This is a genomic window from Cellvibrio sp. UBA7661 (assembly GCA_002483365.1).
Classification (GTDB): domain Bacteria; phylum Pseudomonadota; class Gammaproteobacteria; order Pseudomonadales; family Cellvibrionaceae; genus Cellvibrio.
Map to the genome: position 1 here is coordinate 115,657 of DLHT01000006.1, position 22,155 is coordinate 137,811.

At 48.6% G+C, this 22,155-nt stretch carries 15 protein-coding genes; 2 read left to right on the forward strand and 13 right to left on the reverse strand.

The features are described 5' to 3' along the window. Positions 1-78 precede the first annotated feature (78 nt). From B2739_RS04670 to B2739_RS04725, 12 genes are all read right to left on the reverse strand, one after another. Positions 79-3,357, reverse strand: coding sequence for a TonB-dependent receptor (locus tag B2739_RS04670; RefSeq protein WP_331344710.1), 3,279 nt, complete (start codon positions 3,355-3,357; stop codon positions 79-81). A 369-nt stretch (positions 3,358-3,726) separates the two neighbouring features. Further along, positions 3,727-5,424 (reverse strand): tryptophan 7-halogenase, encoded by a 1,698-nt coding sequence (locus B2739_RS04675; protein ID WP_331344711.1) that lies wholly within the window; start codon positions 5,422-5,424, stop codon positions 3,727-3,729. Next, positions 5,421-6,980 (reverse strand): tryptophan halogenase family protein, encoded by a 1,560-nt coding sequence (locus B2739_RS04680; RefSeq protein ID WP_331344712.1) that lies wholly within the window; start codon positions 6,978-6,980, stop codon positions 5,421-5,423. Before B2739_RS04680 ends, B2739_RS04675 begins: the two co-directional genes overlap by 4 nt. Positions 6,981-6,982: 2 nt before the next feature. Beyond that, positions 6,983-8,314 carry a glycosyl hydrolase family 18 protein gene (locus tag B2739_RS04685; RefSeq protein ID WP_331345123.1) on the reverse strand — a complete coding sequence of 444 codons (1,332 nt, stop codon included), beginning with the start codon at positions 8,312-8,314 and terminating at the stop codon, positions 6,983-6,985. A gap of 128 nt (positions 8,315-8,442) precedes the next feature. Next, positions 8,443-9,603, reverse strand: coding sequence for an AraC family transcriptional regulator (locus B2739_RS04690; RefSeq protein WP_331344713.1), 1,161 nt, complete (start codon positions 9,601-9,603; stop codon positions 8,443-8,445). Between the two features lie 268 nt (positions 9,604-9,871). Beyond that, entirely contained in the window at positions 9,872-12,292 is a 2,421-nt protein-coding gene (locus B2739_RS04695) for a beta-N-acetylhexosaminidase (RefSeq protein WP_331344714.1), read from the reverse strand. Positions 12,293-12,355: 63 nt separating this feature from the next. Next, positions 12,356-12,745: a RidA family protein gene (locus B2739_RS04700; RefSeq protein ID WP_049631697.1), complete on the reverse strand. Its 390-nt coding sequence runs from the start codon at positions 12,743-12,745 to the stop codon at positions 12,356-12,358. Between the two features lie 12 nt (positions 12,746-12,757). Continuing rightward, positions 12,758-14,215: a D-aminoacylase gene (locus B2739_RS04705; protein WP_331344715.1), complete on the reverse strand. Its 1,458-nt coding sequence runs from the start codon at positions 14,213-14,215 to the stop codon at positions 12,758-12,760. A gap of 91 nt (positions 14,216-14,306) precedes the next feature. Continuing rightward, the gene (locus tag B2739_RS04710; protein ID WP_331344716.1) at positions 14,307-15,179 is read right to left on the reverse strand and encodes a MurR/RpiR family transcriptional regulator; all 873 of its coding nucleotides are present in this window, start codon (positions 15,177-15,179) and stop codon (positions 14,307-14,309) included. A 34-nt stretch (positions 15,180-15,213) separates the two neighbouring features. Next, positions 15,214-16,581: a GntP family permease gene (locus tag B2739_RS04715; protein ID WP_331344717.1), complete on the reverse strand. Its 1,368-nt coding sequence runs from the start codon at positions 16,579-16,581 to the stop codon at positions 15,214-15,216. 8 nt (positions 16,582-16,589) lie between these two features. Next, complete coding sequence (locus tag B2739_RS04720) at positions 16,590-17,891, reverse strand: amino acid deaminase (RefSeq protein WP_331344718.1); 1,302 nt, start codon at positions 17,889-17,891, stop codon at positions 16,590-16,592. A 52-nt stretch (positions 17,892-17,943) separates the two neighbouring features. Continuing rightward, a complete protein-coding gene (locus B2739_RS04725) occupies positions 17,944-18,114 on the reverse strand; it encodes a hypothetical protein (RefSeq protein WP_331344719.1) in 171 nt (56 codons plus the stop codon). Positions 18,115-18,450: 336 nt separating this feature from the next. Between B2739_RS04725 and B2739_RS04730 the strand changes: the two genes are divergently transcribed. Next, positions 18,451-19,899 carry a glycoside hydrolase family 19 protein gene (locus tag B2739_RS04730; protein ID WP_331344720.1) on the forward strand — a complete coding sequence of 483 codons (1,449 nt, stop codon included), beginning with the start codon at positions 18,451-18,453 and terminating at the stop codon, positions 19,897-19,899. A gap of 429 nt (positions 19,900-20,328) precedes the next feature. Continuing rightward, positions 20,329-20,769: a PA2169 family four-helix-bundle protein gene (locus B2739_RS04735; protein WP_331344721.1), complete on the forward strand. Its 441-nt coding sequence runs from the start codon at positions 20,329-20,331 to the stop codon at positions 20,767-20,769. 103 nt (positions 20,770-20,872) lie between these two features. Here B2739_RS04735 and B2739_RS04740 read toward each other — a convergent pair whose 3' ends face one another. Then, on the reverse strand, positions 20,873-21,772 hold the full coding sequence (locus B2739_RS04740; RefSeq protein WP_331344722.1) for an SMP-30/gluconolactonase/LRE family protein: 900 nt from the start codon (positions 21,770-21,772) through the stop codon (positions 20,873-20,875). Between the last annotated feature and the right edge of the window lie 383 nt (positions 21,773-22,155).

Below are 22,155 nucleotides of genomic sequence, written 5' to 3' on the forward strand. Positions count from 1 at the left end.
AAAAAAAGCGCGCAGTAAAATTGCTGCGCGCTTTTTTGTACAACATCCAATTAACTATTTTTTAACAACAATAGCCAATTAGAAGGTTGCGCGAAGGCTCAGCGCATAACGACGGTCGGTAGTGAAATTCAACGCGTCAGTTCTGGTACCAGCCTCATTCATTTGATAAGAGGTTTTGGTTTCGGTGTTCAGCAAGTTGCTGCCTTCAACACCGATTTTCCAGTTATCGTTAATGGTGTAGTACAAGCTCGCATCCATCATACCGGCAGATTTCGCATAAACCGGAGAGAAGTCCTCAGATTCACGCAAGGTCAACAGGTATTCTGAACGCCAGGTGTAGGCCAGACGGAATGAAATATCGTTGTATTCGTACATACCAACAATGTTCATGTTCTCGTCGGAGTAACCTTGCAGTGGCAAGCCGCTGAATACACGGAAGGTGTTGCGCTCATCTACGATAGGCTGACCCGCCGAGTTGAAGCGAGTGCTTGGGCCTACTGCACCATTTGGATCTTCCAAGCCATTCTGGTCGATGTAGGTGAAGTTAAATTGCAGACCTAAACCGCTCCAGGCACCTGGCAACATGTCGTAGAACTGCGAGTAAGAAAACTCAGCACCGCGGATGGTACCGGAACCGGTGTTCGCCGGGCCGTAAGCAGCGAGGGTGTGCATAGTCCCTTCGTGCTCAATGTCCAGATCAAACCCTCTGTTGCGGATAATGTTGTCCAGCTCTTTGTGGAACAGGCCAACACTCAATGAACCCGCAGTTGCAAAGTACCATTCAGTGGTCAAGTCAAAGTTAACTGACTCTTCCGGCTCAAGGAATGGGTTGCTCGCCTCAGCATTCAACGACACGCTCTCGATACCGATTGGCTTGTTGGTCGAGCTTTGCGGCTGTGATTCATCCTGCAGCTCTGGATCAACATCCAAACCAACGATTACACGGTTACGAGTATCTACCAGACTTGGGAAGTACAAGCCTTTGGATGCGCCAAAGCGAATCACTACGTCATCAGTAATACCAAAGGTCATGTTCAAGCTTGGCAATACGGTGTCGTAATCAGTGCCTTTAACGGTGCTCTTCAGCGATTCGCCACTGGCAAGTGCGTAAAGCGCTGGGTATTCCGCTTGAAGGAATACTTCTGCTTCACCGCCACGGCTGGTGGTTGGTGGCAATACCATAAAGCCGGACGATTCCAACTCATAACTCACGTAGCGTAAACCAACGTTACCTTTGATCGGCACTGCCAGATCAGCGAATTCGAAGTCACCACGCACGTAGAATTCGGTGCGTTCTTCATTCGATTCACTGACATCGTGATTCGCGAAGTGGCTATTGCGGCCTTCCATATCTTCATAGGGAATTGCACAACCGCCGCTGCCGTCGGCCGCGTTACCAGCAGAATCACCTTGGGTAGACCAACCATCTGCACAGCCATCACGCAATGTTTGAGGATAGTTTCTTACCAGGTCGAGACGTGGGAACAGGAAGCTCTGTACATCGCCATTCAGCACCTTGCCATTGTAGTAATCAGAGAAATCAACGCGGTCATACAAGTCAGGGCGGTTCGCCGCTGCTGACATCACACGCTGCTCATTCACCCATGGGGTAGAGATAGGAGACCAACCGGCATATTCGGTGTCGCGCACGGTCAGGGTTTTATCGGTGAAGTAGATACCGCTCTTGACTGCGGTTATCACGCCATCGAGCGCGTATTCCACATCGACTTTAAAGGCATCTGCTTTGGCGTTGTTCAGCTCTTCTTGCTGCATACCTGAGCCGATAAATACTTCAGGCTGGAATGCCGCTTGATCAATCCAACCAGTGAAGTCGGTATCGCTCAGGAATTCGATATTGGGAACACTGCCGCGCAAATCCAGATAGTAAGGCAGCAAGGTACCAACAGCGGCAGCGCCACCACGGGTTTGGCCAGACAAGCTGTAGTTGTGAACCAACTTCTCGGAATCGATGTGTTGGAAATCCAGCTCGACTTTCAAACGATCGTTGGGTGTGAGCGACAAATTGAACGAGGTATCTTCAACGGTGTTTTCGTTGTAGTTCCAGCGAGTGATGTAAAAGAGTGGTACATCAGCACTGATACCAACGCCAACACCTGAAGTCAGGAAGCCGTTGCTATCAAAGGTGCGCTCATAACCTTCGTCTGATTTATCCAGCCAATCGTGAGAGCCCGCCATAAAGCCTTTGAAGCCTTGGGCTGCATGTCCAACACGGCGCTCTTGCCATTCCAGCGATGCCTTGGAATTGATGTGTTCCAAGGTTGCGGTAATAGTCTCGTCGGCATTAGCCCACTGCAGCGAGGTGGTGAAGCCGGTACGCTCACGGTCGTTTTCCGCCGTGCTCATATGGATCTGTGAAGGGGTGTAATAAGTCACACCATCAGGTTGACCGGTAATTGCAGTACCTTCATATTTTGGTACATAGGCTGCTGCATCTTCTTCAGTGTACTGACCTGCACCCGCTTCGAGTTGCGCAGGAGTACATTCACGCCAGTCGCCAATACCAATCATACAAGGAGCTGACCATTGACCGGCAACAACACCAGGAGACGGAGTACCCCAGACGTCATAAGAGAAAGTATCTACAGGTCCACGACTCTGGAAGTTACCCAAGCCAACACCATCGCCGCGCGATTGATACTCTGATTGGGAACCCGCAATCAAGAAACCAAACTTACCGGCACTGGTCTCCCAGCTATCAGCAAACAATGCAGAGAAAGACGGCGTTACTTCTTCACGGAAATCACCGTAGTTAGCTTTAGCATTGAAAGAAAGCAAACGTTCATTCGAATCAAATGGTTTGCGGGTAATCAGGTTAACAGTACCGGCAATACCACCAGAAATTTTGTCAGCCGTTTGGTTTTTGGCAACTTCTACAGCCCCCAGCAATTCCGCCGGGAAATCTTCATAGCTCAGGCCACCCCATGGGTTTGCACTGAATGCATCGCGGCCGTTAATTTCAGAGCGAACACGGTCAAGACCACGCACCAATACACCAGTACCTTCATCAGCATAGTGCTTGGGGTCATCAGATGATGCGAAACGCTCAATGGTTACACCAGGAACACGTTGCAATGCTTCGGTTACTGATTTATCCGGCAGCGCGCCGATGTCGCTTGCAGTAATCACATCAACAACAGTATCCGCATTACGCTTTAATTCTTGTGCAGAATTAATACTGTTCTTCATGCCGGTAACAACTACCTCTTCCAGATTTTCATCTGCAGGAGCAGTTTGCGCGAACGTAGGTACGCTCAATGCCATGATTGAAACGGCGAGCAAGGATTTTTTGAATCCTTTACTGCGCATTTCGGTCACATTGTTTTTACTTTTAAACATATCCAACCCCTTAGTTGTTTTCTCTCGTATTAAACCCACGGAAGCGTATAACCAGAGAAGCCATACGCACCTAACTGAGCATTCCATTTACTGCATTTTTACTACTTTTTACTGCTAATTCACTTGTCGTTGTTTTTGTGCAAACGCAAAAAATACTTCGGCAATGCGACAACATCAAAACTATTAAAAACGGAGCAACGTCCGAATTTAACACCTGCTTTTTATCGACTCTATATGCAAATCAAAATCGAACGCTGCGTTACTAAAAGTCGAACTTCTTACTTCATGCCATTAAAAAATGGCTTTACACATACACCAACCTTTCAAAAAACTTAATGTATATTCAAAAAATTGGCTGATGTTTTTCGGTTATGCCACGGCATAACCCACCTTAATGTTTTTACCCGTTTTCATCTCGCCACCCGACAGCTGCATTTTTTCGCGCGCGGCTTGCAGATAATCGGCTTGCATAGGCATAGCGCCTGCCGCAGATGCCATCATGGTTTTCATTTTTTCCAAATTCTGGTTAATCCACACCTGATCCATTGTGCGCACCAGCGGATCGCAGCGCTGCGGCCAAAATCCATTGCCTAACAATAAGGACGTCCAGATTCCGCTAGAAAATGTTTCATTTTCATAATGCGGAATTAACCCGCGTGTTTTAAACAGTTCCAGCTTGTGCAACAGCCGGTCGGATAATTGCGCGCGTGCGATGCTCTGCCAATAATCGGAATCCGTTACTGCAGCCAGTTGATAGTGCAACGCATGGAAATCGTCTATGTGGTCAAGCTCAAGATGAGTGAGGCGGTTGTATTCAACGCGGTTAAACACCGCATCCGCTTGCGCAGGAAAAAGGCTGAGCAAACGCAGCACCGCGCTTTGAACCAGATGTAATTTTCCTGCAGCCAATTGATCGGGGTTACTGGCAGCCTGGCCTATCGCAATGCAGTTGTTCTGCCAGAAGGTTGCGCGCCGCCCGGTGCGTAATGGGTGAATTTTTACTGCAGATAGATCCGCATTCAGCGCAACCGATATTTGCTCATCGTTTGCAAAATCGGCGTGATAAAAATAATTTTTTCCAACATGTGTTTGTGTTGTACAGGTTTGAATCCAACCAGCCGCAGCCGGTTGTAATTGGCGCGCAACAGGAATAGCCGCGTCGGCACCTAATGGCTGCAAGCTGCTTGCCACTTGTGTCACAGGGGACTTACCGGAAACAGGCGTAACATTTGCTAATGGCAGCCATTCCACCTGTAATGTTTTTTCAATGAGTGCGGCCGTAATACCGGAACAGTCAATAAATAAATCGGCGGCGAGCAATCCGCTTTCATCTATCCAAAGGGAATTGATGTTGCGGTTTACTGTTGAATCAACACTGCCCAAACGAATAGCTTTGATATTTCCGCTTTCATCCACCACAGCGCCGTCAGTTTGTGCCTGTATGTGTGCCACACCCATAGGTACCGCAAACGCAGATAAATATTCTGCATAGGCATTGGTGTTCAACGCCAAACCATAATCCAACGTAGAAAAAAGTGATGATGACTGCGCAGAAGGATGGCAAAAACGCCCCGCTTTGGCGGCAACAGAGGCGAGTGCGTAGTCATCGTAGCTGTTGAAGTGGAATGGCTTACCACCAAGGTGGTGGCTGATTGTATATTGGGAGAATTCAATCCGATTGAGCATAAAACCGTGATCGACAAACGGCATAAAGTAGTGCTGTTGCGCAGAAGACCAGGCATTAAATTCGGTCGCCAATAAAAAACTGGCTCCGGTTTTCATTACCAAATCCAACTCGGAAATACCCAGCGCACGATGAAACGCAACACAGGCTGGTGTCGTGGCTTCGGTATGCAAATCGATTTCAATCTGCGCAGGGTTATCAATAAGCGCTATTTCAATATTCAATCCGCGCAAGCCATTGGCCAACCCGGCAGCAACCGTCCAGCCCGTTATGCCGCCGCCCACAATAGCAATGCGTTTTATCGCGGCGGTATTGTTTTTCGCGCAGCCAACGTTGTCATTTTCGGACAAAAAAATACCGGTGTGTTTGGAGTTTTCTATCATGAGAACACCCCATACAAACTCATTGCCGCAGGCGGCCAACTTTTTTCAGTATGGTCATCGCGGCAATAGCGCTGAATACTGTCGCTGTGAGAGGCCATAGTGCGCACTCCCGCGGTAATTGCATCGCGCATGCTGCGCAAATACTGTTGCAATTGACTCATATCCATTGCGTCCGCCAATGGATGATACCGATTGGCCGCAATGCCCTGCCCCAAATAAACAGCAACCCAACTCGGCTCCAAAAACATGCCGCGTTTGTAGCGCTCTACGTGCCCCTGCTCGCGGAACAAATCCATTTTATATTTCAAGCTTTCAGGAATTTGCATCGTCCGGCAATAATTCCAGAAAGCAGAATCATCACGCCCGGTCGCGTGGTAATGCAGGATTAAAAAGTCGCGGATGCGTTCATATTCCATCGCCAGCTCACGGTTAAATTCATCCGTGTTGGCAGCATCCATATCCGCATAGGGGAAAAATTCAATCAGCTTCATGATCGCAATTTGGATCAAATAAATACTGGTGGATTCCAATGGCTCAAGAAAACCACTTGAAAGGCCAATGGCAATACAGTTTTTATTCCATGAAGTTATGCGACGGCCCGTTTTAAAACGCAGGTAATTCAAATTGGCGAGTGGCTCACCATCAAGACTGGCAAGCAAATTCGCAGCAACCTCATCATCGCTGATGTAGTGGCTGCAATACACTTGCCCATTGCCGGTGCGGTTTTGCAAGGGGATACGCCACTGCCAACCGGCTGTCCGCGCAATTGCTTTGGTGTAAGGCAATGGCTCACTGGTTTTTGCCGACGGCACCGCAATAGCGCGGTCGCACGGCAACCAGTGACTCCAATCTTCAAACGCGGTGCCCAGCGTTTCATTAATCAATAAACCACGGAAACCCGAGCAATCAATAAATAAATCACCTGCAATTATTTCACCGGAGTCAAGCTGTACTGATTGGATAAAACCGGTATCGGGATGCTGCACAACTGTGGTGATTTTCCCTTCGCAACGCGTTGCCCCGCGAGCGCAACTGTATTCACGCAAAAAACGTGCATACATAGAGGCATCGATATGGAAGGCATAACTGTATTTGGAAAAAAGCGAGCGTGAATCCGCCGCAGGATAAGCAAATTTTTCTGCATAGGCCGCCGCAACACCAACGGAATAATCGCTAATGTTGCTGGTATCACCCGCCTGATTTGCTTTCAGCCAATAATGATGAAAACTGATGTCATTGTGGCTTTGGCCATAAATCCCGAACGGATGAATATAGGCATCGCCTACTTTTCCCCAGTTTGAAAACTCAATGCCTAATTTGTAAGTGGCATTGGTTTTTTTCATAAATTCATTTTCATCAATACCCAAAACTTCGTTGAAATAACGAATGTGCGGAACCGTCGCTTCACCCACGCCGACAGTTCCAATCACATCCGATTCCACGAGCGTGATGCGGTATTGTTTTGGCTGCAAAAATTTCGCGAGCGCGGCTGCGGTCATCCAACCGGCAGTACCGCCCCCGACGATAACAATGTTTTGCAGGCATTCAGTTTTCATGGCTATGCGTTGCGCCCCGTCTTTCCAACAATGTCAGATTGCCCAACAGCACCAGATTGTCTTGCGATGACAAACAGCACTAACAGCGCAAGAAAACACAAACCGATTGAGCCACCGCCGCCACCAGATGATTGACCAGCGTTGGATTTCACAGAGGACGCCGCTGTTGAGGAAGTAGGCGCAACGGACGCTGCAGTTGATGAGAGCGCAACAGACGAGGCAGCTTCACTGGCTGCGGATGAATTATTGCTGCTGGACGTACTGGCTGATTTTTTAATTTCGTCGTCAATCACTTTTAGCAAACTATTCGCGCCTGCTGCATCTTGCGATAATTCCCAAATCATAATGCCTGAGCCATGTTCCAAACCGAGTTTGGTTTTTGCCTGAATAGTTGCTGCACCGTTGTAGGTGATGTAATTGCAACCTGCGCAGGCATTGCCGATTAAATCGTTATTTGCAGCATCGGCACCAAATTCATTGAGAATACTGGCGTAGGTATAGTCGGATTTATAAGTGCCAAATCCATAACCATAAAACGGCACACCCAGCACTAATTGCTCTTTGGTCAGGCCGCGGTTTTTCCATACATTAACGTGGTCAACCGCCATCGCATACGTCGAATGCTGTGTACCGGCTGCGCCCCAACTTGGGCCAATCGCGTCATAAGACATGATGTTGACGAAATCAAAATAGGGAATGGACGAAACCGGAATCATGCCACCGACATAACTTGCCGTAGCGCAGGTAAGCAATTTATTGCGGGCGACTAATTGCGCAGAGAGCGCTTGGATAAAAGGAGTGTAATTACCCGCGTTATCAATATTGGTGAGCAGTACGCCTTCGATATCGACATCAATACCATCAAGACCAAACTCTTCCATAAAAGCGATCAGGTTATCGACCAATTGTTGGCGATTGGCAGGCTGCAATAATGTCTCCCAATTACCCGAACAGGCTGGTATAACTCCACCGGCAACTGATGCCAACACTTTCACGCCTGCCGCTTGCGCTTTATCAATCACATAACGCACGTCTGCTGCGGTTACATTGCCGCCTAGCATGCCGGGCATACAGGTCATCACCCCATTTTCCACCAGTTTCCCTTGCGCATTGGGGTTGGTGAACGACAAATTGATATGGGTTAACTTGCTTAAATCAGTTTTATCAATCGCCGCTTTCATGTCAGTAAAACTGGCAATGTATCCGATGACTTTTGTCTCAGCCGATGCGCTACCTGCCCATAGGTTGATAGACATCATGCTCAGCAGCATACAAGCACTCACTACAGACAGGCGCTGCATTAATCGCTCACGGATATTGTTAATCATCTTCATCACAGGTACTCCACTGTTATTCATTACACGGATTTGTAATGGTGCCGAATTAGTAACAGCGACCGACAAACCTGTGCTACCTGCATCCTCAAAATAAAACCCGCACTACCAAAAGTATTACCTTTCACTTAATGCAAATGCTGTTGGCGATAGTGACTTGGGGTAACACCGACGGTTTTCTTAAACGCCTGATTGAAAACCGATTTACTGTTAAAGCCACAACTTTTCATAATTTCACTGATCGGCTTTTGACGCAGCTCTGAGTCAGCCAAACGTTTTTTCGCCTCTGCGACGCGATAGGTGCCAATCAACTCAAAAAAATTCATATGCAACTTATTATTAATGGTGCACGACAAAAGTTTGGGAGACACATTGAGTTTGATCGCCAAGCGCTCAACCGTTATGTGCGGCTCCAGATAAGGTTTGTTTTGCTCCATAAAATGCGTCAACTTCTCTACCAATTGCTGCTGGGGCTCCTCCGGTGTGGGCTCCGGTGCAATCGTGTGCTCAATTTGAATATCCGAAAAACCATGTGAGTTTTTTAATAGATAAACAATCAATACACTCATGAATACCAAATACAGAAAACTCTCTGATTCACCCAGTATGCTGGCATCCGCCAATTGCAAAAAACGGGTATCAATCAAGGTCAAGAATGTCCATCCATTAATACAGCAAAATCCGATAACCAACAGTTTCAGCCAATGCAAATCCACCTTATTCAGCTCACAATGGCGTGTAATCAAATGGTGTTTGTACTGATACAAGTGGTAAACGCAATACAGGCTATATGCAAATAACACCACTCTTTGAATCCAGATGAGCGCTTCAAAATAGGGGTTACTAATCACATGTGCCCAATCATGCACATACTGCATTTTTTGTTCTGGATCCAAACCATGATAAATGTGGTAGATATAAATCGGATAAATCGCTGCAGGTGCCAGATGAAGCGCATCAAGGCGCTTAAGTTCAAAATCGCGAAAAATGGCTGCGCGCGTAAACCATAGCAACAGTGGCCCCTGCAAAAAAAACACGAATCCAAACAGAAAGAAAAAATTCGCGGATACGAGAGACAAGGTATCGCGCAAGTTGATATTCCAATAGATCAACGTATCGAATACACGCAGTGCACTTAGGAAAAAGAACAAGCCCAACAATTGCCAGTAAAGCTTTTTGATGCGCCCCGGTTGTTGGGCAAAAAACAACAAAAAAGCCAACACTAACGCAAGGAATCCACTGAATAAGAGTGGAATGTCATTAATATTAAACAGGGCTACTTCAACCATATCAGTCTACCAATAGCGCAGGTCATCATAGATAACGTATTTATATTTAACGCTGCAGTAACTTGCCTATGCTTCGCCCTCCCCTTTACACCAGCTACGCTGGTCTATGAGCGAATTTTTTATGCATCGGCACCGTAATGTCTGCTGCGCACCTTCAATTATTCTTCGTCACCTGAGCCTTCAGACTTAGCTGTCGGCTCCCCAAACTTACATCCAGCTGGACAACGTTGTCAATCGTATTTACAAAACTTCCCCCCTAATATCAAGGTTAAAAAGTTGTAAACGAATCCAGAATTAATTCCAACGAAACCGCAGCGGCGATTACCAATTCCTGATCCAGTGTTCGCGCCTGCCAGATCAGCGCCTCTACTTGCGCTCTTTCTGCCGCAGAGAGCCCAGCGCCACTCATTCGCAACGCCAGTAATCGCATGCTGCTATCAACAACACTATTCGATTTTTCCACCAGTGATTGCCACTGGGGATTCAGCAGCAAAACCGGTTTTAGATTGTCAAGATTGTTTTTCCATAACTGCAGTTGCGCGTTTAATGCAGCGTAATCTGCATTGTTTTGCGGATTTGCCAACCAGCGGCTTAACCTCTGGTTGAATTGTCGCAAATTCTCATTTTCGGCCGGCAATGCATCAACCAGGCGATTGAGAGGATCCTGTTTGGAATAGGTTTCGTAAGCAGATTTTTCGTGCTGACGATGGTAGTAATGGGCAGGCTCCAATAATTCGGCAAATATTTTTACCGGTGCAATATTGTTTTTACCCGCCAACGTTTGCAGCGCTCTGTCTTGCTGCAGTCGGTGCTGCAATCCAACCGATTTTTCAGCCAGCAGTGCGATTGAATTTACCCGCACATACATACTATTTTCGTCTTGCAATTCCCGCGCCGACCAGAGCCTTTCTGCAACAACAAAGGCGCGCGGCCACAAACGCACGTCAATACTTTGCTCATTCACTATCTCGGCCCAAAGTGCCGCTTCCCCACCCAGAACCAACGCCTCCTGCTGTGCACCCAAATGCGCCACAGACTCGGTTTTCGGTAACTGTTTTTGTGCAACATCGGTTACTACTTTTTCACCGCTTACACTGTAGGGCGTGTTACCTACCAGCGCGCGCCCCTGTAATTTATTGCCCAAGAAATTTACGTAAAATTCCACCGGCCCCATCCAGGTATCCACTGAAAAACGCGCGCCCGCATCGGAGATATTTTTTAACAGCACATCACGGCGAGACTTGCCCGTAAAATCAATTACGCCATGAATTGTTTTTTCATCGCTGCCAATATTTTTATCGCCACTCCTGGATTTTATTAGTGTAAAAGTCCCTGTAACCGGCTTGCCACGTTTACGCGGCATCTCGAAACGCCAGGTTGTGATTGTTTCGTTAGCGGATATATTTTCGATCACTACAGGTGCAGAAGGAATGGGATCATTGCGATAGTGATAGGCAGCCGCTTGCGGCTGATCCAAATAATATCCGGTTGATAATACGGATTGAAAACCGTGGCTTACCGCATCGCTTACACCATCCGGACCGCGCCAGGAATGAATGACAATATTGTTAGGCAAGTCAGGATGTTGTATTTCATCCCAGCCAATCATTTTGCGTTGGTGTTTTTCCAATAGCGCTTGCAAACGCTGGTTGAAATAGGCCTGCAATGCGCGATGATTTTTTAAGCCCTCTGCTTTCATAAACGCTTGTATAGACGGATTGGTATTCCAATGCTCGGGATCAACCTCGTCACCGCCGATATGGATATATTCAAACGGAAAAATATCAGCAACTTCTTTAAAAATCGCATCTGCGAATTTATATACATTTTCATTCGCAGGATTTAACGTGGGCTTGTGCACACCCCAGCGATATTCCATTGCATAAGGCCCAGGCGCAGACATCAGCTCCGGATAGGCAACTGCAATCGCACTCGCGTGACCAGGCATGTCTATTTCAGGCAGAACCTGAATGCCGCGCGCACGCGCGTAGGCCACAACATCGCGCATTTGTGCGCGGGTGTAGTATTCGCCATCGGACGCTAATGTATGCAATTTTGGATAGCGTTTGGATTCAAAACGCCAGCCTTGGTCATCGGTTAAATGCCAATGAAAAATGTTGTATTTGGCTACTGCCATTGCATCAATCTGGCGCTTGATTGTATCCACCGAAAAAAAGTGCCGCGATGTGTCCAACAACAGACCGCGCCACTTAAAGCGGGGAAAATCATTAATCGTCACCAACGGAATCGCCAACTGGCCGTTGGTACCGATCAATTGCAACAGCGTTTCCAAGCCGCGTTGCGCTCCGGCTAATTGCGCAGCCGATAATTCGATTCGATCTGCATTAACTGTTAACTGATAGGATTCATCCCACTGCGCCACACTACTTGAGAGTGGCGCTGCATTTTTAATGCGGATCAGCACGCGCGATTTTTTTTCACTGGTTTTTTTCCAGCGAATCGTTTTTCCGGTTTGCGCTTTTACCCGATCAGCAAATAGATCCAAAGTTACATTAAGATCCTTCGTTACTTTTCCATCTGCCGCAAACAGCCATTGTTCATTCATTACCAATTGCCCTTGTTGCTCCACTACAGATTGTGGATAGGGCACCAAAGCAAGTTGCCCGCTATTGGCGGTGGCCAGTAGCGGAAACAATGCGACAACGATGAACAACAAACACCTTTTCATAAACTGTTTTTATCTTTCTCTTTTTATCTAATTTTATCTAACGGTTTTATCTACATTCGTGGTTTATGGTTTTTTATAAGCCACGCAATCTACTTCAACTTTACAATCCACCACCATGCTCGATACAACACAAGCACGCGCAGGTGGATTAGCACCGAAATATTCCATGAATACACGGTTGAATGACATAAAATCACGCGGGTCATCCAGCCACACACCGCAACGCACCACATGCTCAGGGCCGTAACCTGCTTCGGCCAAAATAGCCAATACGTTTTTAATGGTTTGGTGTGATTGAGCAACAATGCCGCCATCGATAATTTCACCATTCACCATGGGCACTTGCCCTGACACAAATAACCAACCATCTGCGCCTGCTGCACGAGCGAATGGCAAATGCTGCCCGCCAGTTCCCTTTCCACCTTCAACGCCATAACGTTTTATATCTGTCATAAAAAAATCTCTTTAATAAAACCCAATCCGTAAATCACGCTGGCGTTCCAAAAACTTTCCAGCGCGATTGCCTGTTAAATGTTGTTGCGAGTAGGTCAATACACCATTCACCCACACAGCATTGATACCCTCGGCCAATTGCTGTGGATTGGTAAAGGTGGCGGCATCGCGTACTTTTTCCGCATCAAACAACACCACATCTGCCGCTGCGCCGACTTCGATGCGGCCGCGATCATCCAACCCAAAACGATCAGCCGACATACGCGTCATTTTGCGCACCGCTTCAGGCAAACTGAACAACTTCAAATCGCGGCTGTAATGCCCCAACACACGCGGGAATGCACCCCACAAACGTGGATGAGGCAACGGATCAACGGGCAGACCATCGGACCCAACCATAGTTAACGGATGCGCGAGAATTTTTTGCACATCCTGTTCATTCATGCCGTGATACACAGCGCCAGCCGGCTGCAATTTTTTTGCAGCGTCCAACAAACTCACATCCCATTCATTGGCGATCTCGGCTAATTTTTTTCCACCCTGCTCAGGATGCGGCGTACTCCAGGTAATCACGATATCGAAATCACTGGTGACCTGTTGCAAATCCAACGTCGATGAACTCGCGCTGTAAGGATAACAATCGCAACCTACCGGATGATGCTCAGCTGCACTTTCCAGGTGCTTCAATATTTCACCACTGCGCCCCCAATTACCCGCACCAGCGCACTTTAAATGCGACACAATGACCGGCGCTTTGGCATGGTCGGCAATATCAAATGCCTCATCCAGTGCAGCAATAATTTCGTTAAATTCCGTGCGCAAATGCGTGGTATAAACTGCACCGGTTTCATTCAGCACTTCAGCCAATAATTTCACTTCTTGCGTTGTACTGGCATAAGCCGACGCATAGGCCAGACCCGACGACAAACCCAACGCACCTTGCTTAAGCGCTTCACGCAATTGCACACGCATCAATTCAATTTCGTCGCGCGTTGCTTCACGATCAAGGCGGTCCATGTGGTTGTTACGCAGCGCTGTATGCCCGACAAGCGCCGCAACATTGACCGCAGGTTGCGCGCGATTAACCGCTTGCTTGTAACTGGAAAAATCGGCATAACAAAAATCGTTTGGTGTACCCAATAAATTCATCGGATCAGGCAAGCTTCCTTTCAAGGTGACAGGGCTTGCGCTGATGCCGCAATTTCCCACCACCACTGTGGTAATGCCTTGCGAAATTTTGGGCAACATGTTGGGCGCGTGAATCACTTGCAAATCATCGTGCGTATGCACATCAATAAAACCCGGCGCTAACACCTGTCCTTGTGCATCGCGAATTGCAGTAGCATGTGCACCGTCAAGATCGCCGATCGCGGCAATGCGCCCTGCAACTATCGCAAGGTCTGCGCGATAGGCCGGTAAACCGGAGCCATCAATAATCTGCGCATTGCGAATAATTAAATCAAAATTCACCCACTTGCTCCCTACTTACACCTGTTTGCACCTGTTTGCATCTATTCGCACCTGTGTATAGTGAAAAACAACAGGCCATAACAATTCGTAATTAATCACCTAATGGCAAACGGTTATCGCCGCCGCGGTATTCATCCAACGCAAATTTCACGCGGCGCAATAATTCTTTACTCTCGGTTTTACGCGCGAGCGCTAATTCAGTAGCGAGTATGTCGATCGCCAACAACATGCCGTAACGCGAAGCCGAGGGCTTGTAAATAAAATCGGTTTCTTCAGTCACGATTGGAATAAAAATACTGGCTTTACTCGCCAGCGGTGATTGCGGTGCAGAGAACACAATCACCTGCGCCCCGTATTCGCGGGCGATATCTGCCACTTCCAACAATTCCGGTGTAACACCGGTGACCGACAGCAACACCAGCACATCTTTTTCCGTCAGGGTGGCCGCTAACATGCGCAACAACACCGGATCATGGTAGGCCGTTACAGCCAACCCCAAACGCGCCACACGGAACTGCACTTCTTCCGACAGCATGGTGGAACCGCCACCCATACCGCCGATATAAATCAACCGCGCACTGTTTAATAACGCCGCCGCATTGCGAAAATCTGCCTCTACAAAACGCGATAAATTAGCGCGCAGTGTTGATTCCACTTCGCTGCAAATTTGCGAATAAAATGCACTCTCTTCCACCGAGGGCACTTCCGCCAAAAAACGTGTACCGACAGCGCTCGCTTGTGCGAGTTTTAATTTCAGATCGCGGATATCTTCACAACCTACGGACTTTGCAAAACGCGAAATGGTCGCGATGCTCACCGCCGCTTTTAACGCAAGCTGATCAATACTGGCAGCGGCAGCGAATGCGATATCATCCAAAATTGCATCGGCAATTTTTTGCTCGGTCGCAGACAAGCGGTCGCGGCTGGCGCGCATGTGGTACACAATATCGAACAAAGCCGTCATCGTTTTACAACCTGTTTTTAAAGGTTCAATTCGCTTACATCATGGCTGCGAGCAGCGACACAAATGCAAGCGCAACAAAAGAGATTATGGTTTCCAGTACCGTCCAGGTTTTTAAAGTCTGGGTAACGGTCATGTTGAAATATTCTTTGATTAGCCAAAAGCCGCCGTCATTTACGTGCGACAAAATCAATGAGCCTGCACCGGTAGCAATCACCAACAATTCAGGATGCGGATAACCCGCTGCAAGCGCGATTGGCGCAACAATTCCCGCAGCGGTGCTCATGGCAACGGTGGCTGAACCGGTGGCGATACGCATTAACGCAGCAACTAGCCATCCCATCATCAAGGGTGTTAATGCCATATCCGATGAGAAGGTCACAATTTCTTTGGCGATACCCGCTTCCACCAAAATGCGATTTAAACCACCACCCGCGCCCACTAATAACGTGATCCCCGCGGTGGGAGCCAAACAGTCGTGACTGAATTTCAAAATAGAATCGCGATTAAATCCGCGTGCTAATCCGAGTGTGTAAAAACTCACGAGGGTTGCAATTAATAGCGCAACAACAGAGTTGCCGATGAACAACAAGAAATCATTCAGGCGCGTACCGCGTTCAGCAATCAGATCAGCCCAACCGCCCAACAACATCAACACTACCGGCAACATGATGGTGAATAAGGTAATGCCAAAACCGGGCAGCTGACGCTCGGCATCGGCATGAATAAATTGCTCTTCAAGTGGATTGTGCGCAGGCAATTGGATTTTGGGCGCAATCCATTTTGCAAAAATGGGCCCGGCGATAATCGCCGTGGGAATGCCCACAATCAATGCAAAAAAAATCGTGCGCCCGACGTTTGCCTGATATTCACCAACAGCAATCATCGCCGCCGGGTGTGGCGGTACCAAACCGTGTACGACAGATAAACCCGCCACCATCGGCAAGCCGACTAACAACATGGAGGTGCCGGTGCGACGCGCCACGTTAAAAGCAATCGGAATTAACAACACAAAACCGACTTCGAAAAAAATCGGGAAGCCAACCAGGAAGGCGATAAACACCATCGCCCAGTGCACATTTTTTTCACCAAACAAACGAATCATGGTGCGCGCGATTTGTTCGGCACCGCCGGATTCCGCCATCATTTTTCCGAGCATGGTGCCCAGTGCAACAACTAACGCAATGTGGCCGAGGGTTTTGCCCACGCCAGCTTCATAGACGAACACCACATCTTTTGCCGGAATGCCCGCCATCAACCCCAAACCGAGCGACACCAACGTAAGCGTGATAAACGGATTGAGGCGGTAGCGTGCAATCAACAAGATCAACGCAATGATGCTGATGGCCGCGTACACCAATAACCATTGGCCGGGCGTGAGCAAGGTTGAGAAAAAAGCGTCCATGGCGCGCCCTAAAAAAACGTTTCCACGGCATCGACTACCGTGTAGTGATCGTCAACCACCAGCAGCTGCCGCCATTTATCAAAGGTCAGGCAGGGGTGGGAAATATCCAGCGCGAGCATATCGCCTACTTGCAGGTCAGCATCAGGCGAGACCTTCATAAACGCGTGTTGATCCATCATCGCCGTGAGTTGCCAATCGGCAGGGGCAGCAATAGGAGCTTCGCTTCCGGAACGCCCCATGTTTTGAGGCCGGAAGTGCATAGCAGGAATAGGCAGGCCGGCATCAAACGCGGCATCGCGCTTGCCAAGGCCAAGAATCGCAAGGCCGGGCTCAGGAATGGAAAGCACATAAGCCCACAACTGCAGCGCAGGCAGCAGGCTGGTTTGCATTGCGCGGGCAACCGGGTTGCTGGCGTGGATACGCGCTTCAGCGGCTTTGTAGATACCCACATCGTGGGTGAGATAGCAGCCAGGGCGCAGGATGATGTCGAGCGGGCGACCAAGGGTGACACCTGTCCACTCTTCAGCGACCAGATCAAACCAGGCGGAACCGGCACCAGTGAGAATGATCTGACCATCAGCCAATTGGCTGTGCGCTTCCAGCGTCATCAACTCGCGCACTGCCAGACGCAGGAAATCGCGGATGGCAGCTTCGTCTTTGAGCACACCCTCGTACACTTCAATTCCCCGCAACGCGAGCGACTGCGGGTAACGGGCGATGGCGTCTAATACCGAGTCGCGGGTTTGAGGATCGCGCACCCCCGTACGGCCACCGTCAACACCCAACTCCAGCAGCACATTCAATGTCTGGCCGGACTGCGCAAAAAATTGCCCAAGCTGCTCGACGTTAGCGGCGGAATCGACAATCACGAAAAACTCAAATTCAGGGTCTTGCAGCAAGCGGGAGATGATCGCCATATTGGCGCGCCCTACCAACTGGTTGGCCATCAGCACACGGCGCACGCCAAAGTGATGCGCAGCCTGCACCTGAGGCGCGGTTGCCAGGGTAATTCCCCATGCACCATGGGCGAGTTGCTGATGAAAGAGTGCCGGGCTCATGGTGGTCTTGCCATGAGGTGCGAGTTTCAGCCCATAGGTACTAATAAAGGATTCCATCCAGCGCAGGTTGTGCTGGATGCGCGTCTGGCTGAGCACCGCGACGGGCAGGCTCACTTGCTCTTTAAGCAGGTTCCAGCCTAATTGGGGAGTGGCGGCTATCGATGGCTGCAAACTGACATCACCCAACCCCTTACCGGTTGGGCTAAGCAGCCGATCCATTAGCACTTTTTGTAAATTATTTTCTTTGTGCATAGTTTTTTTCGTAACAAAAGCAGAAAAAACGATCATTTTTTCTAGGCTACCACTAAAAAAACGCCATGAAAAGAAAATAATTTACAAGAATGGCAGATTTTCCATCACTTTCATGAAAATTCCATGGCACAAAACACAGCCTTTTTCCCTCAACAGAAAATGATACCGCTGTCACATCTATCCAAAACCCGAACGCCAGACCAGCAGCACGGGTAAAAGTCATCAAAGTTCGAGTTTTCACTTTCGCCTGGTTGCTGATGCCTTTTAAAAAAGTCGCACCTTTGCACCAAAGTGGCAGTTAAAGGCAAAGCCAAACTGGGACTGGCAATCCCCAGCCGCATGTTTAATGATCAACTCGCTGGCAAAAAACGGCTGTACACCGCACCGGTGATTTTTGCCCAGCCGGATACACGCCGGATCACCAACACAAGCGACCATAAAATAACAACCGCTCACATCCGGTCATGTATCTGCATTCTGGCATCAGGCTCCATCACCCCTCTGACTCCGGCGCAACGGGGGCCTGATTAACCGCACCCATCCAATGAGGACAATAACAATGATCAACCTATTTTCCGGTCTCCCTCGCTGTATTACCCGGCTACGCCATAAACCGCTTTTGGCCACGCCCGCCCTGCTCCTGTGTGCCGCACTTGCGGCTCCAAGCCAGGCAGTGGTTTACCAAGCTGAAAATTACAACGCTTTTTTTGATACCACCGCAGGCAACAGTGGCGGAGCCTTCCGCAATGACGCGGTAGATATTGAGATGACGACCGATTCCGGCGGCGGCTACAACATCGGCTGGATAGCGGCAACCGAATGGCTGGTGTACAACAACCTTTCTATTCCCACCAGCGGCAACTACACCATCCGTATGCGCGTGGCGAGCCCATCCGGCGCAACCGCATCGGTCGATTTAAACGCAGGAGCGATACAGCTGGGCAACTTTGCCATCCCCAATACCGGCGGCTGGCAAAATTGGACTACCGTCAGCCGCACGGTGTACATCAACGCGGGCACCTACAACCTGGGCGTATTTGCCCAAACCGCCAATTGGAACTTTAACTGGATTGAAGTCGTCGGCAGCGGTGGCGGCACCACCGGCCTCGTCACCGCCTATGAGCACTGTAACTATGGCGGCTGGTCAGCAGGCTTTAATGCGGGCTCATTTGATGTTAATGCGATGAACTCGCTTGGAGCACGCAACGACCAAATATCCTCCATCCGCGTTGCCGCAGGCTACGAGGCGGTGCTCTATGAGAACTGGGACTTTACCGGTGCCTCGGTCACTATCCGTGGCGACAACAGCTGCATCAGCAATTTCAATGATCGCGCGTCATCCATGATTGTCCGCACTGCCACTACCAATCCCCCTGCAAGCGGATTTGGTGCCGTGGTGAGCGAGGCACAATTCAACCAGATGTTCCCCAACCGCAACCCCTTCTACACCTATGCAGGGTTAGTGGCAGCCACAGCGAGCTACCCCGCCTTTGCAGGCACCGGTGATCTGGCGATGAAAAAGCGCGAAGCGGCAGCGGCGTTGGCAAACTTCTCCCACGAAACCAGCGGCTTGGTGTATGTGACCGAAATTGCACAAGGCGATTACTGTGGCGACTGGGATGGCAACCCCGCGACCTGCCCATGTGCACCCGGCAAAAAATACTATGGCCGCGGGCCCATCCAATTAAGTTGGAACGGTAACTATTGCGCCGCAGGCGCTGCGCTTGGGCTTGACCTGCGCGCCAACCCCGATCTGGTACAACAAAACGCAACTGTCGCATGGCAAACCGCACTGTGGTTCTGGATGACACAAGCCGGTGCCGGTTTCCGCCCTGCGCATGACTCTATCGTCAATGGCAATGGTTTTGGTGAAACCATCCGCACCATTAATGGCGCACTGGAATGCAACGGAGGCAACCCTGCACAGGTGCAAAGCCGCATTAATGACTTCAACCGTTTCCTGAATATTTTAGGAACAACAGCAGGGCCAGGTAGCCTTGGCTGTTAAGCGAAAGAAATAATGGATTCGCCGCCGCAGGGATTCAGCGGCGGCAGCTTTCTGAAAATACTATCAATACAAATCCTGCCAATAAAAAACCCATCAATAAAACCACTATCAATAAAAATTCTCTTAATAAAAAACTGATCGGTAAAAAAATATCACCAAAAAAATACATATCTGTTATGCACTGAAATGATTGCGCGCGCGATTTTTATTTCAGAAATAGAGCTGAAGTGTATTGACTCACAAAAATAATTTTCAAAAACACGTTTTGCTTTTTTGCAATAGTTACAAAATATCCACCACTTAACATAATGGAATTCTCTGTTTTTCAGTCACTTAAAGTGCATGGCATACATTCTGCAACTATCACTGTGACGTTATGTTTATCCAAACATAATCCATTAACCATCGCATTGATAATGGAGAACCATCATGGCTAACAACGAAATTACTGCAATTCGCGACCTGATTAAAGTGTTGAACGATGGCGTTAATTTTTATACGGACGCCAAAATTGAACTCAAGGGTTCTGGTTATGAATCTGTCTTTCAGGAAATGATTGATGTGCGCCAAAATGCGCTCGTGCGTTTGCAACCTCTGCTCTACGCCCGCGAAGGCGATGTAGAAGAAGGCAACACCATCGAAGGCTCACTGCGTAAAACCTACGCTGACCTGCTTGCTAAAATTAAATCCAACAAATCCAAAACCTATATTGTGCAATTGGAAGAACTGGAAGACCGCACACTGGAATACATTAAAAAAGCGCAACAGGAAGTCGCCTCTGTCGATTTCAATGTCGCACTGAATTACATCCTCGTATCCATGCAGGAATGCCATAACCGCATGCGCGCGTTAAAGCGCAATGTGGCCTAGCATCCGCGAATGCAAAGCATAAAAAAGCCCGCAGACAATGCGGGCTTTTTTAAAACACTAACGGTGTGAACGCTATTAGTTTTTATTTTTGCAGTTCTTGATTTTATTTTTGCAAAAGCAACCATTCGCGCCCAGCGCGTTCAGTGCGGAAGGTTTCAATCGCGCCGCGCTCTTGCAAAGTCACATAAACGGTTTTGCCATCAGCCCCACCAAAAGCAACATTGGTGGGTTTTTGGCCTTTTAATTTAATGCGTTCGATCACTGTGCCGTGCGGCGATACCACCGTGACTTCACCCGCGGCATAGCGCGCAATATACAAATTGCCATCTTCATCGCAACGCATGCCATCCAAACCGTGGTCGGGGAATTGAATTAACAAGCGTTTATTTTTGACATCGCCGGTTTTGGTATCGATATCGTATTTCCACACATTGCGCTGCACGCTTTCGTTAACGTACAAATGTTTTTCATCGGTGCTGACTTCCACGCCGTTGGTAGTGCCCATATTGGCTTCCAGCAAGGTGACTGTGCCATCGGTGGCGACTTTCCATAAGTTGCCGGTGTTGTCTGCCCACTTTGGATCGCTCGCGTAAATCACGCCGGATTTTGCGATGGCAATATCATTGGGCTGATTCATTTTATCGCTGTGGGCGTGCACAGAAATCGCTTTGGTTTTAGGGTCGATTTTCAACACATTGTGACCGGTGTAATCCGCCACATACATAAATCCGTCGCGATCAAAACGAATACCGTTGCCGGTGCTGCCTTCCGGCAAGGCCACAAACAATTGCGCGTTATCTTTTTTATCGACAATGCCGATGGTGCCATCTTTACCAAAACTCACCGCGTACAAATTGCCGTGCGCATCTACCGCTGGGCCTTCAATGCCCTGGGTGAATACATTATCCGCAACATAATCGGTTGTTTGGGCGTAGGCCAGAGGGGCAGCGGCAACCGCCACAAGTAATGCGCCTGTGAGGGCACCCATGTTCAATTTTTTCATTACGACCTCGTAATCATTATTGTGGAATAACAACTCAGTGGGCAGCAGTAGTCTTGTATTAGTGTAGTGATCAATACATATATGAGCCGATAAAGGCCATTTGTATCAACATTCGGCAGCCGGGGCTTAACCCTCTTTTCTCTTTCCCTATTTGATTTTGCCTTGTTTGCTCGGTCGCATCATATACCAACAACCTTCCCCGAGCGTTCATGAAGGCGATTTTTAAAAGACCAAGGAAACAGATTTGCATAACTTTGCGCAATCAGGATTCCATTTGGCAAAACAAAACGCACCAACATCTAACAAAATGACAGCATCAAGCATTTATTTGGAACATCAACATCCGCGTCAGAAGCACCATAAATGCACAAAACCAACACAAA

Bases quoted from the DNA above. Each gene is read 5' to 3' on its own strand.
- B2739_RS04670 (WP_331344710.1), bottom strand. From the start codon at position 3,357: ATGTTTAAAAGTAAAAACAATGTGACCGAAATGCGCAGTAAAGGATTC.
- B2739_RS04675 (WP_331344711.1), bottom strand. From the start codon at position 5,424: ATGATAGAAAACTCCAAACACACCGGTATTTTTTTGTCCGAAAATGAC.
- B2739_RS04680 (WP_331344712.1), bottom strand. From the start codon at position 6,980: ATGAAAACTGAATGCCTGCAAAACATTGTTATCGTCGGGGGCGGTACT.
- B2739_RS04685 (WP_331345123.1), bottom strand. From the start codon at position 8,314: ATGAAGATGATTAACAATATCCGTGAGCGATTAATGCAGCGCCTGTCT.
- B2739_RS04690 (WP_331344713.1), bottom strand. From the start codon at position 9,603: ATGGTTGAAGTAGCCCTGTTTAATATTAATGACATTCCACTCTTATTC.
- B2739_RS04695 (WP_331344714.1), bottom strand. From the start codon at position 12,292: ATGAAAAGGTGTTTGTTGTTCATCGTTGTCGCATTGTTTCCGCTACTG.
- B2739_RS04700 (WP_049631697.1), bottom strand. From the start codon at position 12,745: ATGACAGATATAAAACGTTATGGCGTTGAAGGTGGAAAGGGAACTGGC.
- B2739_RS04710 (WP_331344716.1), bottom strand. From the start codon at position 15,179: ATGACGGCTTTGTTCGATATTGTGTACCACATGCGCGCCAGCCGCGAC.
- B2739_RS04715 (WP_331344717.1), bottom strand. From the start codon at position 16,581: ATGGACGCTTTTTTCTCAACCTTGCTCACGCCCGGCCAATGGTTATTG.
- B2739_RS04720 (WP_331344718.1), bottom strand. From the start codon at position 17,891: ATGCACAAAGAAAATAATTTACAAAAAGTGCTAATGGATCGGCTGCTT.
- B2739_RS04725 (WP_331344719.1), bottom strand. From the start codon at position 18,114: ATGACTTTTACCCGTGCTGCTGGTCTGGCGTTCGGGTTTTGGATAGAT.
- B2739_RS04730 (WP_331344720.1), top strand. From the start codon at position 18,451: ATGATCAACCTATTTTCCGGTCTCCCTCGCTGTATTACCCGGCTACGC.
- B2739_RS04735 (WP_331344721.1), top strand. From the start codon at position 20,329: ATGGCTAACAACGAAATTACTGCAATTCGCGACCTGATTAAAGTGTTG.
- B2739_RS04740 (WP_331344722.1), bottom strand. From the start codon at position 21,772: ATGAAAAAATTGAACATGGGTGCCCTCACAGGCGCATTACTTGTGGCG.